Origin of the sequence: Marinobacterium sedimentorum, from assembly GCF_024267675.1 — a bacterium.
Taxonomy (GTDB): Bacteria; Pseudomonadota; Gammaproteobacteria; order Pseudomonadales; family Balneatricaceae; genus Marinobacterium_A; species Marinobacterium_A sedimentorum.
Genome location: NZ_JALDYX010000024.1, coordinates 30,684 through 45,171 on the forward strand (window position 1 = coordinate 30,684; position 14,488 = coordinate 45,171).

Annotated in this window: 12 protein-coding genes; 4 read left to right on the forward strand and 8 right to left on the reverse strand. The window is 55.2% G+C overall.

Annotation, left to right across the window (positions count from 1 at the left end):
* The first annotated feature begins 56 nt into the window (after positions 1-56).
* The gene (locus MRS74_RS17315) at positions 57-983 is read left to right on the forward strand and encodes a histone deacetylase family protein (RefSeq protein WP_254581528.1); all 927 of its coding nucleotides are present in this window, start codon (positions 57-59) and stop codon (positions 981-983) included.
* Between the two features lie 13 nt (positions 984-996).
* Here MRS74_RS17315 and MRS74_RS17320 read toward each other — a convergent pair whose 3' ends face one another.
* Positions 997-3,231 (reverse strand): dehydrogenase E1 component subunit alpha/beta, encoded by a 2,235-nt coding sequence (locus MRS74_RS17320; protein WP_254581529.1) that lies wholly within the window; start codon positions 3,229-3,231, stop codon positions 997-999.
* Positions 3,232-3,476: 245 nt separating this feature from the next.
* Between MRS74_RS17320 and MRS74_RS17325 the strand changes: the two genes are divergently transcribed.
* From MRS74_RS17325 to MRS74_RS17335, 3 genes are all read left to right on the forward strand, one after another.
* Complete coding sequence (locus MRS74_RS17325; protein ID WP_254581530.1) at positions 3,477-4,043, forward strand: gamma-glutamylcyclotransferase; 567 nt, start codon at positions 3,477-3,479, stop codon at positions 4,041-4,043.
* An 85-nt stretch (positions 4,044-4,128) separates the two neighbouring features.
* Positions 4,129-4,515 (forward strand): MbcA/ParS/Xre antitoxin family protein, encoded by a 387-nt coding sequence (locus tag MRS74_RS17330; RefSeq protein WP_254581531.1) that lies wholly within the window; start codon positions 4,129-4,131, stop codon positions 4,513-4,515.
* Positions 4,516-4,579: 64 nt separating this feature from the next.
* On the forward strand, positions 4,580-5,263 hold the full coding sequence (locus MRS74_RS17335; RefSeq protein WP_254581532.1) for an RES family NAD+ phosphorylase: 684 nt from the start codon (positions 4,580-4,582) through the stop codon (positions 5,261-5,263).
* A gap of 107 nt (positions 5,264-5,370) precedes the next feature.
* On the opposite strand, the gene MRS74_RS17340 is transcribed toward MRS74_RS17335, so the two are convergent.
* The 7 genes from MRS74_RS17340 to MRS74_RS17370 all read right to left on the reverse strand — a co-directional run bounded on the left by MRS74_RS17340 (position 5,371) and on the right by MRS74_RS17370 (position 14,179).
* The gene (locus MRS74_RS17340) at positions 5,371-6,150 is read right to left on the reverse strand and encodes a DUF4197 domain-containing protein (RefSeq protein WP_254581533.1); all 780 of its coding nucleotides are present in this window, start codon (positions 6,148-6,150) and stop codon (positions 5,371-5,373) included.
* 1,629 nt (positions 6,151-7,779) lie between these two features.
* Complete coding sequence (locus tag MRS74_RS17345) at positions 7,780-8,439, reverse strand: S16 family serine protease (RefSeq protein ID WP_254581534.1); 660 nt, start codon at positions 8,437-8,439, stop codon at positions 7,780-7,782.
* A gap of 96 nt (positions 8,440-8,535) precedes the next feature.
* Positions 8,536-10,926 carry a TOTE conflict system archaeo-eukaryotic primase domain-containing protein gene (locus MRS74_RS17350; protein ID WP_254581535.1) on the reverse strand — a complete coding sequence of 797 codons (2,391 nt, stop codon included), beginning with the start codon at positions 10,924-10,926 and terminating at the stop codon, positions 8,536-8,538.
* 41 nt (positions 10,927-10,967) lie between these two features.
* The gene (locus tag MRS74_RS17355) at positions 10,968-11,339 is read right to left on the reverse strand and encodes a helix-turn-helix domain-containing protein (RefSeq protein WP_254581536.1); all 372 of its coding nucleotides are present in this window, start codon (positions 11,337-11,339) and stop codon (positions 10,968-10,970) included.
* An 18-nt stretch (positions 11,340-11,357) separates the two neighbouring features.
* The gene (locus MRS74_RS17360) at positions 11,358-11,660 is read right to left on the reverse strand and encodes a type II toxin-antitoxin system HigB family toxin (RefSeq protein ID WP_254581537.1); all 303 of its coding nucleotides are present in this window, start codon (positions 11,658-11,660) and stop codon (positions 11,358-11,360) included.
* 1,428 nt (positions 11,661-13,088) lie between these two features.
* Positions 13,089-13,679: a hypothetical protein gene (locus MRS74_RS17365; RefSeq protein WP_254581538.1), complete on the reverse strand. Its 591-nt coding sequence runs from the start codon at positions 13,677-13,679 to the stop codon at positions 13,089-13,091.
* Positions 13,676-14,179 (reverse strand): hypothetical protein, encoded by a 504-nt coding sequence (locus MRS74_RS17370; protein ID WP_254581539.1) that lies wholly within the window; start codon positions 14,177-14,179, stop codon positions 13,676-13,678. Before MRS74_RS17370 ends, MRS74_RS17365 begins: the two co-directional genes overlap by 4 nt.
* Between the last annotated feature and the right edge of the window lie 309 nt (positions 14,180-14,488).

Sequence of the window (14,488 nt, forward strand, 5' to 3'; positions counted from 1 at the left end):
TACGAAACCTTTTTCTAGTATTTGATTCTAACTCTATATATTAAAAAGGATTTCATATGACGACAGCCTACATTACCCATATCGACTGTCAGCTGCATGAGATGGGAGCAGGTCACCCCGAAAGCCCGCAGCGCCTGCAGGCCATCACCGATCAGCTCAGCACCAGCGGCCTGCTGGCCCGGCTCGACTGCCTGACACCGAAACCCGTCACCACACAACAGCTCGAACTGGCCCATCCGCTGGCCTATATTCGTGAGCTGGAGTCCTTGCACCCGCAGCAGGGGCACAATTACGCCGATCCGGATACGGCGCTGAATCCCCACAGTCTGCGTGCTGCGCGCCTGGCTGCCGGGGCCGTGCTGCTGGGAACCCAGCGCATACTCGTCGGCGCCTGCCAGAATGCCTTTTGCGCCATTCGTCCGCCCGGCCATCATGCTGAGCAGGCGACGGCCATGGGCTTCTGCCTGTTCAACAATGTCGCTCTGGGGGTCGAGTGGGCGCTGCGCCAGAGCGATATCGAGCGCGTGGCGGTGCTGGATTTCGATGTCCATCACGGCAACGGCACCGTGGATATCTTCAAGGACAGACCCGAAGTACTGGTGTGCTCAAGTTTTCAGTATCCGTTTTATCCATTTCGCTTCCAGGATATTCGCCGGCCTAATATTGTCCATACGCCGCTGGCGGCGGGCACCGGTAGCAGTGCCTTTCGTCACGCCATCGAGCAGGACTGGCTGCCGGCGCTGGCAGAGCACCGCCCGGACATGATCTTTGTCTCGGCGGGTTTTGATGCCCATCGCGACGACCCGCTGGGGCAACTGCAATTGACCGACGAGGACTTTTACTGGATTACAGGGCTGATCGGGGAGGCCGCCAGTGGCTACGCCGGTGGCCGTATTCTGTCGGTACTGGAAGGCGGCTATAACCTCAAGGCGCTTGGCCTAAGCGCCGTGGCGCATGTGCAGGCATTGCTTGAGGCGCGCTAGCAAGCTGTCGCCATTACGGCGATGAACGCCTGGCATCGCTGCCCGCCACAAGCTCCAGTGCGGCCTGGCGAATACTGCGCCGGCTCGGCAAGGTGGCGGTGGCCGCGGGCCCCAGCGCGATAAAGCTGTCTTCGGCGCAGAGGCGCTTGAGTCGCGGCAGGCTGTCCAGGGTTTCGATCAGCAGTGTCATCAGGGCTTCACTGACAGATCCGCTACGCCGGCATTCATCCACGATCAGTATCGCTTCACAAGCACGCACCGCATCGACAATGGCATCGCCTGGCAGGGGCTGTAGCCAGCGCAGGTCAATCAGACGCAGCTCAATTCCATGCTCGATGGCAAGATCCCTCGCGGCCTGGCGGCTGAGGTAATAGCCGTTGCCGTAGCTAATAATGGCCAGCTGTCGGCCGTCGCCTTCCACGTCGATTTCACCCAGAGGGACCGGCGTGCAGCCTGCAGCCGGTACATAATCGAAACTCCAGCGGCCGTCGCCCGTCTCAAACAGATCCCGCGCCATATAGAGTGCAATAGGCTCGATAAATACCACCAGCCGTTGTTCCTCCCGCGCCAGGCGCACGCATTCGCGCAGCATTTCCACGGCATCGCGGCCATTGCTGGGGCACGCCAGGATCAGGCCCGGTATATCGCGAAACACATTCAGGCTGTTGTCGTTGTGGAAGTGGCCACCAAAGCCTTTCTGATAGCCGAGCCCGGCAATGCGGATCACCATCGGATTGCTGTACTGGCCATTGGAGAAAAAACTGAGGCTCGCCGCCTCGCCACGAATCTGATCCTCGGCATTGTGCACATAGGCCAGGAACTGGATTTCGGGTATCGGAATAAAGCCATTGTGCGCGACGCCCAGCGCCAGCCCGAGAATGCTCTGCTCATCCAGCAGTGTATTGATCACCCGGTGCTTGCCGAATTTATCCCACAACTTGCCGGTCACATTGTAAACGCCGCCCTTGGGGCCAATGTCTTCGCCCATCAGCAATATTTCGCTGTGCGTGGCCATCAACTCTGCCAGCGCCCAGTTCAGCAGGCGCGCCATGGGCTGAGGTTGAGCCATTAGCGTTCTGTCCCTCGCAAAGAGAACATCAAGCGCGGCCGGCTCCAGCGGAGCCCGCGCAGGCACGGCACGGCGCGGCGGCACGATAGACGCCATCACCTCAGAGGCGCTCGCCAGTTTTGGCCGCCTAATGGCACGCTCGGCCTTGTCCGCAACGTCTGCCGCCGTTTTCTGGTAAAGCGAAACGATTTGATCGGCACGCAGTACACCGAGCTCAATCAGCCGCCTGGCCGAATGCAATAACGGATCCTGGGCTTCGGTGTTTTCGATCTGCGCAGTACTCAGGTAGGCGCTCTGGGCATCGGAGCCGGCATGGCCAAGCAGTCGCACGCAGCGCATATGCAGAAACACGGGCTGCTGGTGCCGGCGCGCCAGTTGCTCCGCCTGGTGTGCACAGCGGTAGGTATCGAGCAAATCAAGGCCGTCGCAACTCAGGTAGTGCAGCCCCGGGCGCTGGCCGAAACTGGCGGCGATCCAGCCCTGGGGCGTGGCCGTCGAAATACCTATGCCGTTGTCCTCACAGATAAACACCAGCGGTAACGGGTGCTTCTGGTAACGCGTCCAGCAGGCGCTGTTAATCGCGCCCAGCGCTGTACTGTGATTGGCCGACGCATCCCCGAAGGAGCAAAGCACCACAGCATCGGTGGGCAGGGCGCCTGGATGTTTCAGCTGTCGTGCCAGGGCGATGCTGGCCGCGGTTCCCAGCGCCTTGGGCAGGTGGGACGCGATAGTACTGGTCTGTGGCGGTACAAAGAGCGCCTTGCTGCCCAGCACCTTGTGGCGGCCGCCGGAAATCGGATCCTCGCTGGACGCCGCAAAGGACAGCAGCATATCCCAGAGCGGGTCTGTGCTACCGGCCTGGCGGGCACGTTGCAGCAGAAACGCCGCATCACGGTAATGCAAAAACGCCATGTCATCGTGCCTAAAGGCCGCGGCTATGGCCGCGTTGCCCTCGTGACCGGCGCTGCCAATGGTGTAGAAGGATTCACCACGGGCCTGCAGTTTGCGTGAGCACAGATCCAGCTGCCGACTCAGCACTTGACTCTCGAACAGCTGCAGCAACAGCGCCTCTGTAAGGCCCGCTTGCTGCAAGCCGATGTGAATGGGTGAGGGTGGCAGGTCGCCACTGCTGACCCTTTGAACAAAGGCCTGGTCGACAATCTCGGCTCGGTTCTGCATAACCACGGCTCCCTGAAGATTCCCCAGAGTATGGTTGAGGTCGTGGCGATTAGCCGGTTCGTGAAGCTCGCCGCCTGCCGGGCTTGGCCGGTCGTAACCAAAAATGCCCCCTCGTTAGCGCATTGCGCACGACTGCATGGATGCAGGAGGTAGGGCGAAGCAGGATGCCCGAGCCGAGTAGATCAGTGTTAAGTCCGGCAGGCTGCTGGTGTATGCTTTATTGTTTACGCCGGTACCCTCATACGATGTCCGCCAATACCGTTGAAATAAACCGCACCCGTTTTCGTTTTAATAACAACGAAGCCGTTTGGCTATTTGGTTATGGCTCCCTGATATTCAAGGCAGACTTTCCCTTTTTGCAAAGGCGCAGCGCCCGTATCATCGGCTGGTCGCGCCGTTTCTGGCAAGGGTCCCATGATCACCGCGGTACTCCAGAGGCACCAGGGCGCGTGGCGACCCTGATCGAAACCCCGGGCATCCCCTGTACTGGCGTAGCCTATTTGATTTCGCCGCAGGTGTTTGACCATCTGGATTTTCGGGAAAAGAACGGCTATCTGCGTTTTTCCACCGAAATGACCTTCGACGATGGCAGCCATGCCCAGGGTCTTGTGTATATAGCGACGCCTGACAACACCGCCTTCCTGGGCCCTGCCAGCGAACGCGAGATTGCGTGCCAGGTTGCCGGCGCCACTGGGCCCAGCGGTCCCAATGCTGACTATGTGCTCCATCTGGCCGAGTCATTACGCGGCCTGGGAGAGCACGATGACCACGTGTTCGAGATCGAGCAGCAGTTGCGCCTGGTGTTGAAGTAAAAAAGTTTCTACAGAGATCTTAATAGAAATATGTTTCCATAGAGACTAAGCTTAAGCCCAGGTGGTGATTGGGAGAACCATTAACATGAAACAGGTCGTCGAACTGAGGCAGCAGGATCCCAAGCGGGTATCACAGGTTTCTCTCAAGGTATTTTTCAATATCGCATCGGCATGGCACCTCAGCCGCGAACAGGAGCAGGTTCTGCTAGGCGAGCCGGCGCGCTCTACGTTCTACAAATGGCGCAAAGGCGAGGGGCCTGTATTGCCGCGTGATACGCTGGAGCGGATTTCCTATGTCATGGGAATCTACAAGGCGCTGCGCATCCTGTTTCCCACCGAAGATCAGGCCAACGCCTGGCCAGCCAAGGCTAACGCCTACTTTGGTGGCGAATCGGCGCTCACGGTCATGCTCCAGGGCAGTCTTATCAATCTGGCCGATGTGCGCCGCTATCTGGATCACGCCAGGGGCTAGCAGCCTGCCGGACATGAGCTGTCAGATTACGAATCGTCTATGCAATTTTTACAGGCCCTGATCCATGCATGCCATGCCGGCACTGATCGACCTTGACTGGGACAAGGCGCACCGTCTGGTCCCGAGCCACTTCCCGCCCATCAGTCTGTTTGAAACCGTGGCCGATCCCGAGGACCTCGAGATCCTGTATGCCGTGGAAGCCCTGACCAATGATCGCCTGCGCGATGAAGCCGGCGACCTGCGCCTGGTTGCAACATCCGACCGGATATCGGGCCCGGGCTCTACACCCGTTATGGCGGCCTTTACCCATATCGGCGTTGCGAGCCGATTCACTGATGGGCATTATGGCGTCTACTACGCAGCCCGCACCCTGCAAACCGCCATCGCCGAAACCCGATATCACCGCGAAGCCTTCCTGCGGGCAACCCAGGAACCCGATACCGAACTCACATTGCGTGAATATATCGGCAAGGTGGTACAACCGCTACACGATATACGGGGCCAGGGGTATTGGGAGTTGCACCAACCAGACGATTACAGCCCTTCGCAGCGTTTTGCTCGCCAGCTGCGCGAGCAGGAAAGCCCCGGCCTGTATTATTCCAGCGTGCGGGACCCAGGCGGAGAATGTCTTGCCGCCTTCAAGCCCCGCGCCCTGAGCATCCCTGTACAGGGCTGCCATTACCGCTACGTCTGGAGCGGCCATGCTCAGGCCATTACCGCCGTATTGAAGGTCGAAGCTGTGGCCTGAGTCTTCAAATAGAATGCAGTATACCTATTTGAACAGAGCGCGAAGCAGGGCGCCTGACACCCCAGAATCGGCCGAAGCCAGACAGACGCCTGCCGTCTACCACGCCGTTACAAGGCGCTGGAAAAGACCTTTTTCAGCAGATCGGTACTGCGTGCTGCAGGGTTTTCACGAATTCGCTTTTCCTCTGCGGCAATCATCGCAAACAAGCCGTCCGTTGCCTGCTCGGTAACATAAGTATCAAGATCCAAAGAGCCCAGACTTGATAGATTTCCCAGCATTCCGGCATTGCCCGTCATGCTTTTATAGGCGCTGGTAACTCCTACATTGTCCGTAGATTCAGCAACGATGGGGCGCATCAGCGCATTCAGCTTGTCGCCGTTCTTCTTGCGCAGATATTGGGTTGCTGCATCGTCCGGCCCCCGCAAAATACTGCGGACATCCTCAAGGGACATGTCGCGAATAGTCTCGACGAACAGATTACTGGCCAGCGGAACGGCCTGTTCGGCGGCACGGTTCATGGATGTGATGAAGTTGTCTGCCAAAGCTCCCTGGCCCGTCGCCCGCAGGCCTTTTTCAACGATCTGCAGCTGCGATGGCAAGGAAATGCGTACCGCCGGGTTATCAAGGTATCCACCTTCGGACCCCAGCGAGGCAATAGCCGTTCTGGAGCCCTGAATCAGCGCTTCCTTCAGGCCGCTAGTGATATCGCTGTCGGAAAGGCCAGCGATGGCGGCATTGGTTGCGGTTGTCCCGCTCGGAGCCTGGCTCTGCGTTATGGTTTCCTGCGCCTTGTTGAGCACAGCTTTCCAATCCGCCTGAGTACTCAAGGATACGCCCAGCAGGCTAGCAATAAGGACAGGTGTCGATAGCAGACGCGACGGTAACATGGGTGCTCCAAAGTGGGTTTCAAGATGGACGAGAGTATAGAGGATCTTACTGATCCTATTTTGGCTTTCTAGCATGCAGCCTGGATACGACAACAGCGAGCGGACAGCTCCAGCTGAGCTCGACCGGAAGGTGCGCCAGGTTGCATTATGTGACGTTTGACCCACGAAACCAGAATCTTCGCGACTGTCCGCACGGGCGCCATAGCCGGTGGTATCACATAGATAATTCTGGATCGGATATCTGCTTGGCAGGCTCCAGGCAGTCTTGGATTCAAGCCGGCGAAGCCCTTAAAACCATAAATGAAGTGAGTACTAGCAGCAGGAAATGAGCCCTAATTTAAACAAATAACAACTGCGCATAATGTATATTATGTTAAATAACGTAATTGCGTATTGGTGTAATGTGCGAGTGTGTCGTGTCGTTTGTCGCTTCCAGTTTCAAACGGAACTCGTTCAGCCAAAACTGGAATCTCTCGAACAGCCCTTTAACCCAAGTGCCATGTACCCTTCAGTCAGATGACGACATGACCGTCCGAAGCATGTTTTCCAGTTTTAACCTGAATTCTGCGAACTCCTGCATTTGCAGTGCATCAGCCGCTTCAAGTTGAAGCTGAGATTCGGTCTCACCGCCGTTTGAATCGCTCCAGGGCATGCCCTGCGTGGCTGTCACGCACATTGGCAGCCCAGCCAAAAAAGCCTGTCTCAAATTATGCGTGAGACTCCCGTGCTGCACCTGTCACCCACTGTGAATCAGCCGGCAATTCTGAGTCATGCCGAACACTCGTGCGGAGAGTCGCGAAGATTTCGGTTTCGCGGACCAAGTCCCGCTCAACGCGATTCAGCGCACGACCGATCTATGCAAATAAATCGCTAAAGGCAGCATGGCTTGGTTGGGATACACAGAGGCTCAACTTATGTCGCGCGTCAGGGGTCGCTTCGCGTTATAGGCAGCCTGGTTCTCAGCGATTGCCTGAACTGCTCGCGATCTATTAATCATAGCGTGGTATCAATTGCCGCACTTATTGATTGCTACGCCTGAAGACAATGCGGCTGCTGGTATGGAGCCTGTGCGCAGAAAATGGATTCCCCAACAGCCAAATACAAATCGAATACTACCTCAGGGCCTGGAAACACTACGTAACGCGGCCATTTCTGCGCCGATTAACGCCAAAGAGGACCGTCCTTTTTCTCAATCGCGCACAGCTCAGCATATTTCATAGCAGTTTTTGTGATAACTGCGCGCAGTTCACAGCGGATTGAATCATATTGCAGTAATAAGGATCGAATGCCCCCATAATTCAACGAAGTTGTTCCGATAACGCCACTAAATTGCTGGCGTTAGCATATGTCGAATCTCCAGCAGGCTTTGCGATTCAGCAACGTGATGTGTGGTGAGCGACCCAGGCACAGAAGCACACGATGCGCGTAGTTAATTGGCTATTTATACTATTAAAAACAAATAGATATGTCGCTATGCCGATAAATTGCGTTATCGGCATAGCTACATATGCAGGGCGGGATCTGGTCATAAAATACAGAATACGTACTAAAGGTTTTTATCTGCCCTATCCATTACAAGCAGCAACGTTCGACAGAGTTCCCGTTGCCACCGCATCTCGGTAGCCAGTTTCAATCCACGCCCAGCGCCTTGTACACGGCATCCACAGGATCGGCATAGAAGCTTGTCTGGAACTTGGTAAACAATTCCGCCGGGATGGTTGGAATATCGACCGCGCTACTCATTGGCAGCGTCACCCTTTTGCCGCCAGCATCGAAGGCGACTTGCAGGCATTCGGCAATACTCTGCACCGGCGCGACGCTTCCGCCCAGGCTCATATCACCCAGCACGACCATCTGGCCCTGTGCGGGCCTGCCCATCAGCGCTGAGGCAAATGCCACCAGGCTGGCCAGCGCCATATGATTCAGGGGGCCTGAGTTTTGCAATTCGACCACATGCAGATGGAAATTGTGGTCCATCACTTTGGCCGAGGCGCTGATGCGGGAAGCGTTGGCTTTGAAGTAATCGAAGGCGATCTTGATCTGCTCCTTCGCTGCGCCGGAGTTCCATAGCCCGGAGGTGGCCAGTTTACCGGATCCCTTGGTGACCTGAAGTTCCAGGCGGTACAGCCCAGGCATGCCTTTATTACTGAGGCCTATGGTATGGATGAAGCCAGGTTTGCCGGGACCCTCAGGAATCAGGGCACCACCGCCCTGCTCTTTTACCATGACGAAATGCTCTTCCAGGCTGTCATTGTCGATGTAGCTAAAGTGCACGTCGTAGAATTCCATTCCACCGATCTTCTTCAGCTGTTCCTTTACGCGACGGCGCACCTGATTGTGAATCGTTCACCAGGTTCGGAGGACTCGATCAGCCTGATTTTGCGATTACGTTTGGAGCTGCAACTCAAGCGTACATTCGGGTTCATCTTGATCAGGAAATCTAACGTCATATCCCATCGCGGCATAGCCTTTCTCCCGCTTCTGGAACATGCGCTGCAACATCGGTAACGAGGAGTCCAAGTAGTCATATATCGTGACAGCCTCTTTACCCTCCACTTCCCGATGGAGACGGCCTGCATACTGCGCCAGTGAACCTTTCCAGGCAATGGGTAGCGCGAGAAACAGCGTATCCAATCGTGGTAGGTCAAAGCCTTCACCGACGTATTTGCCCGTGGCGACGACCACTTGGACCGAGGCCAACTGCTCGTTTGCACTCTTGCGTTCTGAGGCGCGCATTGCGCCCCTCAACATCAGAACCCTGAGCTCTTGAGACGCCAGGAGCTGCGCCAACGCTTCGGCATGTTCACGCCGCTCGGTCAGCAACAGCGGATGGCGCCCTCGCTTTACTGCGTTGACGACATCTTCGGCTATAGCTGCATTACGTTCTCCGTTTGTCGCCAACCACCGATAGACCGATGCGATATGCGGGCGCTCATCAGATAGCCTCAGCTCGGCCGGAGGCTGATCATAGCGCTGGTTAACAAACACAGTTTGCTGGAATTTTGCACCCTGCTCCGCTTTGACTTTGTGGCGGATGGGGCCAGCAACCATGAACATAATTTTCTGATGGCCATCCTGCCTATCTGGTGTTGCGGTGAGACCTACTATGTATTTAGCCCTGACTTCGTTGAGCAGCATTTCATATCGTGGTGCGGAGATATGGTGGCACTCGTCGATTATGACCTGACCATACCGCTGAACGTATTCGGAGACGGTATTGTCCTTCTTGTTGATCAGGCTCTGGTAGGTCGCAATGTCGATTTCTTCGGTCGGCTTCTTCTTTCCGCCACCGATGATTCCAACATTTACACCGGTGGTGAACGACTGGATGCGTTCATTCCATTGGTCGAGTAATTGACGGCTGTGGGTCAGGATCAGGGTGTTCACACGACGCTTGGCGATGAGCCCGATCGCCGTCACCGTTTTGCCGAAGGCCGTGGGGGCATGCAGGATACCGGTATCATGCTCGGCCAGTGCATCAATCGCTCGACTCTGGCCCGGTCGCAAATTCCCCAGAAATGCCATTTCGTTAAGTTGCTGGCCGCTATGCCGGTGATCCTCGATTTCGATCTGTATTTGCTGCTCCTTCAGCAGATCTTTCACATCATCCAGGCATCCGCGCGGGAGTGACAGGTACCCCTGCTCGATTCGAGCACAGGTGATAAAGCGCGGTATGCCATGGGTCGAAAAGCGAAGTGCCTGGGTTTTGAAGAACACCGGATTCGAAAAGCTGGCCAGCCGCTTCAGCCTTGCAATCAGGGGCGCCGGGATAGCGTCCTGTTTGATATAGATGTGATTGGCCAATGTTAGCGTGACACTCTCGGGGCAGTCTTCAATACGGTCACGGTCACGGTCGCTGCGTAGTCCTTGCTCCCAGGGCGGACGTTCGTCGATTGTCGCAGGCCGTTCCGGCTCAAGCTCTCGTAGCAATCTGGACAGACTGACAGCGGACAAGCGGCCAAGTTGTGACAAAAAGCGCCATTGATCGGGGTATGCATGAAGATCGGCGTCTACGAACAGGCTGTTACCCTGCCTTCGGGCCTGGTGCTGAAGCGGTAAGGCTATCAAATTGCCGAAACCGCCTTCCGGCATATGATCCTGATTGGGAAATAGCCGATCGTAGGAGTCGAAGGAGAGCCCGGGATGGATCTCCATTGCCTTGTCGAGAAGAGCGAAGCCCAGACGGCGCGCATCCTGGGCCAGCACCAGTTCAGAGAAAAAGATCCAGAGATGAGCCCCGTTGCCGGACCGCGATATTTCGACTGCGTGAGGTATCGATGCCTGGTGGCACACTTTCGCCATGGCCTTAACGGCATCCTGCCATCCCGTCTTGTCAAAGTCCGCAGCCAGTAAGTGACATCGGTTCCCCGGTAATAACGGATAGAGCCCAACCACCTGCTTTCCGACCAGGTGTTCGTATATCACCTGCTCATCGAGCGTTTTGAAGTGCTTATGGCCGCAGTTACCGCATTTTACTTTCGGCTTCTTACAAATGCCGGGTAGCCATTCGTTGTGACAGGCAACGGAATAACCGTGACGCCCCTGGGCGTTTTGCCAGCGTACGGCAAACAAGTCGCTGCGCCCCCTGAAGAGATCGCGGAACAACTTTACCCTTTGTTCTGGGCTGAGTAGCAGCTGCGCATGGGCTAGAGGTGTACGCAGTAGCGCCTGCTTTCGCTGGACCAGCCGTTGCTTCTCGGCTTCGAGCTCGGCCAGCCGCTTGTCTATGGCTGTCAGTTCTTCCTGTGTGGCCGTAGGACTATCGAATGCAGGCATGGAGAAAGCTGGCGACCGGAACAACGAATCGCCTCTTTACATTATGCATGGGTCTGGCGAGGCGGCTTGATCAATGACTCGGCTGGAATGCCGAGCTCCTGATTGAGTTTCCAGATCATTTTCAGTGTCAGTGAACGCTTGTGATTGAGGACCTCATACACACGGTTGCGCTTGCCGATCATCGGTTCCAGATCTTTCGCTGTGAGGCCTTTCTGTTCCATCTCGAACTTGATGGCTTCCACAGGGTCGGGAAGATTTAGGGGGTAATGCTTGCTTTCGTAAGCCTCGACCAGCGTGACCAGGACGTCGAGCTTTTCGCCTTCGGGCGTGCCTGGCTCCGCCATCATCAGCATTTCGATTTCTTTCAGTGCCGCACGATAGTCGGCATCAGTGCGAATCGGTTTGATGTCCATCTTCCGTTACCTCTGGCGTTATATCGTCTCGACGTCGATCTGGTCATACTGGGCATGGGTGCCGACAAAGCGGATGTAGACCACGCGATAGGCATAGTTGATCCAGACCACCAACCGGTACTTATTCCCGGCTATGTTGAACACCACCCTGCCATCCTTGAGTATGCTGGCATTTCGGAAGTCCTGCTTGACCTCGGCGGGCGAGCTCCAGTCAGCTTTCAGTGTGTGCCTGTACCAGGCCAGTATCGGCTCCGTGGCATCGCCGTACGCAGGGTTGTCTTCCCAGAAGGACTTCAATGTCGACAGGGCAATGATTCTCATAAACGGATTTTAGTCCCAAAATGGGACCATGACAAGGTTCGAATTGAGTCGGTGTCGTTCCCACGCCGAGCAGGTGTTTGATTGTCTCCAGCATCAGCCGACACGCTATCGGCACCGGCACCGGCACCGGCACCGGCACCCAAGCTATTAAATTGACAACCCTACTTCCTGTCCATAATCTTTGCCTATAGGCACTACGAATACGCAGTCTCAAATCAAATTAGCGGACAGGTCCCCGATGTGGCGGTTCGGCAAAATTCAGCTTTAAACTGGAAATCTGCGGTAAAATTCAGGTTTAAACTGGAAACGTAAGTTGTTACCGACTGGAAAGAATTCGCTAAGCCTTTGATTCATAATGCATCAAAGTTCAGTTTTAAACTGGAATCGACACAAGTTAAGGATGAGATCGGGTCTCATGGCTATTGGGTTTGCTCTAGACCATGTAGGCCCTGGTCTCTGGCACCCCTGTCTCGCGAAACCCCAAAACCCAGCTAACGATGAGATTCTGCTGTTTCCATGCCGCTCGTGCGGAGAGTCGCCAAGAATACTTCTTTGCGGACCAAAGTCCCGCTCAACGCGACTCAGCGCACGAAGTAATTCCGCTGACTATCGTGATTATGGCGCCACAACCGGTACGGTTCTGCTCACACGCTGCGGCCCAGGGTCGTGTATACGCGTATTGCTATGGCCGCCAAATTCGTAGTTATAGATTGTCTGAAGCCATCGCAGCAGCGACGCTCTGGCCTAGCAGCGCGGGATTGCTGCTGAGGCGATACGAGTTGTCCGTAACTGCATCAATGGATAGTGGAACCCCATGCGGCCGCATTTATTGAGGCCGCAAGAAACGATGTGGCTTCTGATGTGAGGCCTGTTCCGAGGAAATGGGCTCATACGAACCAAATGTCGCGTCAATACGCGTTACATAGCCCTTGCTACGCCATCACCGACTTCAGCGCCAATTAATGCCTGCAGTAAGCCAGATTCGACCGCTCACTCAATCGCATAATCTACGGATGTTGATGTACGGTACGCAGCGCCCCAGAATCGTGGAGATAATCGCAGTATAAGCAACTGTTACCTGGCACTGGGCCCATGAACTCGAATTCTTAGCGACTCTACCCACAGGACGCTTCCTCGTTACGCTAATATCGGCGAGCTAGCCGGAATATCAGCATAATTACGTCGATTGGTGCGGTAATTGTTCTACGTTTGGCTCTGGACGGCGCCTAGGGCTATGCCTGATAACCTAATTGTCATTCCTGAATTACGACGAAGTGCGATCAAGGCGCAGAAGCGACACCGTCGTATGCAACTTGCACACTACTTTTCCATTAAAAACAAAAAGATACTTAGCTATGCCGATAACGTAGTTTATCGGCATAGCTACATATGCAGGGCGGGATATGGTCAAAAAATACAGAATACGTATCATGGGCAATTTACCCTGCCCTTGTTGTTCAGTCGTCGCAGAATTTCAGACAGAAACTCGTCTTTCCTGTCCCTCGCCTTCGCACTGCCAATATCGCTGCCTGGCTCCAGACCGTATTCAGAAGCGTCTTCCTGCAACTTCAGGTCCTGGTGGCGGATTTTGGACAGTCTGTAATGACTCAGCATAACGTTACTGAGATCAACATCATCGTCGTCATCGCCCTCTGTTTCGCGCAGCAACGGACGCAGGTGGCGCCCGTAGAGGTTCAGATTCTCCAAGTCTTTATCTTCATAATCAACGATTTGTGACATAAACTCGTAGTATCGCGTAAAGCTGCCAAGATCCTTTTTGAAGATCTCGAGCCCATCCTTTTCCTGCTTGCAGGCTGCAAGGCTGTTTTCCGCATTGGATATCAGTACAACATCACCCGTAGCCTTGGTGCGTTCGAACATCGCCCTCGCCTGCTTGTAGGCATCGGAAGCGGAGGTGTAGCGTTTCCGCCAACGATCACGGGAAGGCATACAGATAATGCTTATGATGGATGTGTTGTGGCCCGCTCTGCCGAGGCCAAAGCGCCGGGTATCATTCAAGTCGACTGCTGGGCAGGTCTGGCACTCGCGACACAGGCAACCAGATTCAGCGCGACCAGGACAAGGTATTTGGTGTCCTCCTGGCTGTTTTCCAGTATCCCTGCTTCTTCTAGTCTGCCGAACACAAATGCCAGCAGCGAGGGTTCGGTTTGGAAGGCTTCGTACTGCCCGATGGATTCTTCCTGTAGCAATCGGGACAAGCCTTCGGAAAACTTCACCGTGGCAACAAGTCGTTGCAGCGCCCGTTCCTGATCAGCTTCCGTGATGAGCTGCAGCCGGGTTACAGATGCTTTTAGCGCCAGATGGATCACTATCAATATTTCCAGCACCACTTCAATCTGTGGCAGCTCCTGCTCCATGCGCGACAACGCCAGCACAGAGGCGAGGAGATTCGGCTGTGCCTGGTAAATTTCGTCGCAAAGCTGCTCTTTGTCGCCAAGTGTCATGCCTTCAAGCAGGCTGATGGCCGAGGCCAGACTGGCGTTCGATATCTTTCCCATTCAACAAGGCTCTTTTCTATTCATTGGTTGTGGCACGCCTGTGGCCTAAAGCGACGCCTGGATCTCTGATACGCATGCCTGTACGGCGAATCAGTGTACGCGGGATTAGCTTCCCAGAGGGGCTTAATGTTGATAGACCGTTGATTCTATTTGAGATTATGCTAGTCAAAAAATGGGACTATGAAGACCCCTCTGGGTTCGCCAGGGACGCATCACGTAACAGCGCGCAATGCGATTTATACCCACGCCAACCACCAATTTATCGATATTTGCTATGCTTAAAGCCCCTATCAGGTAAATGATTAGGCC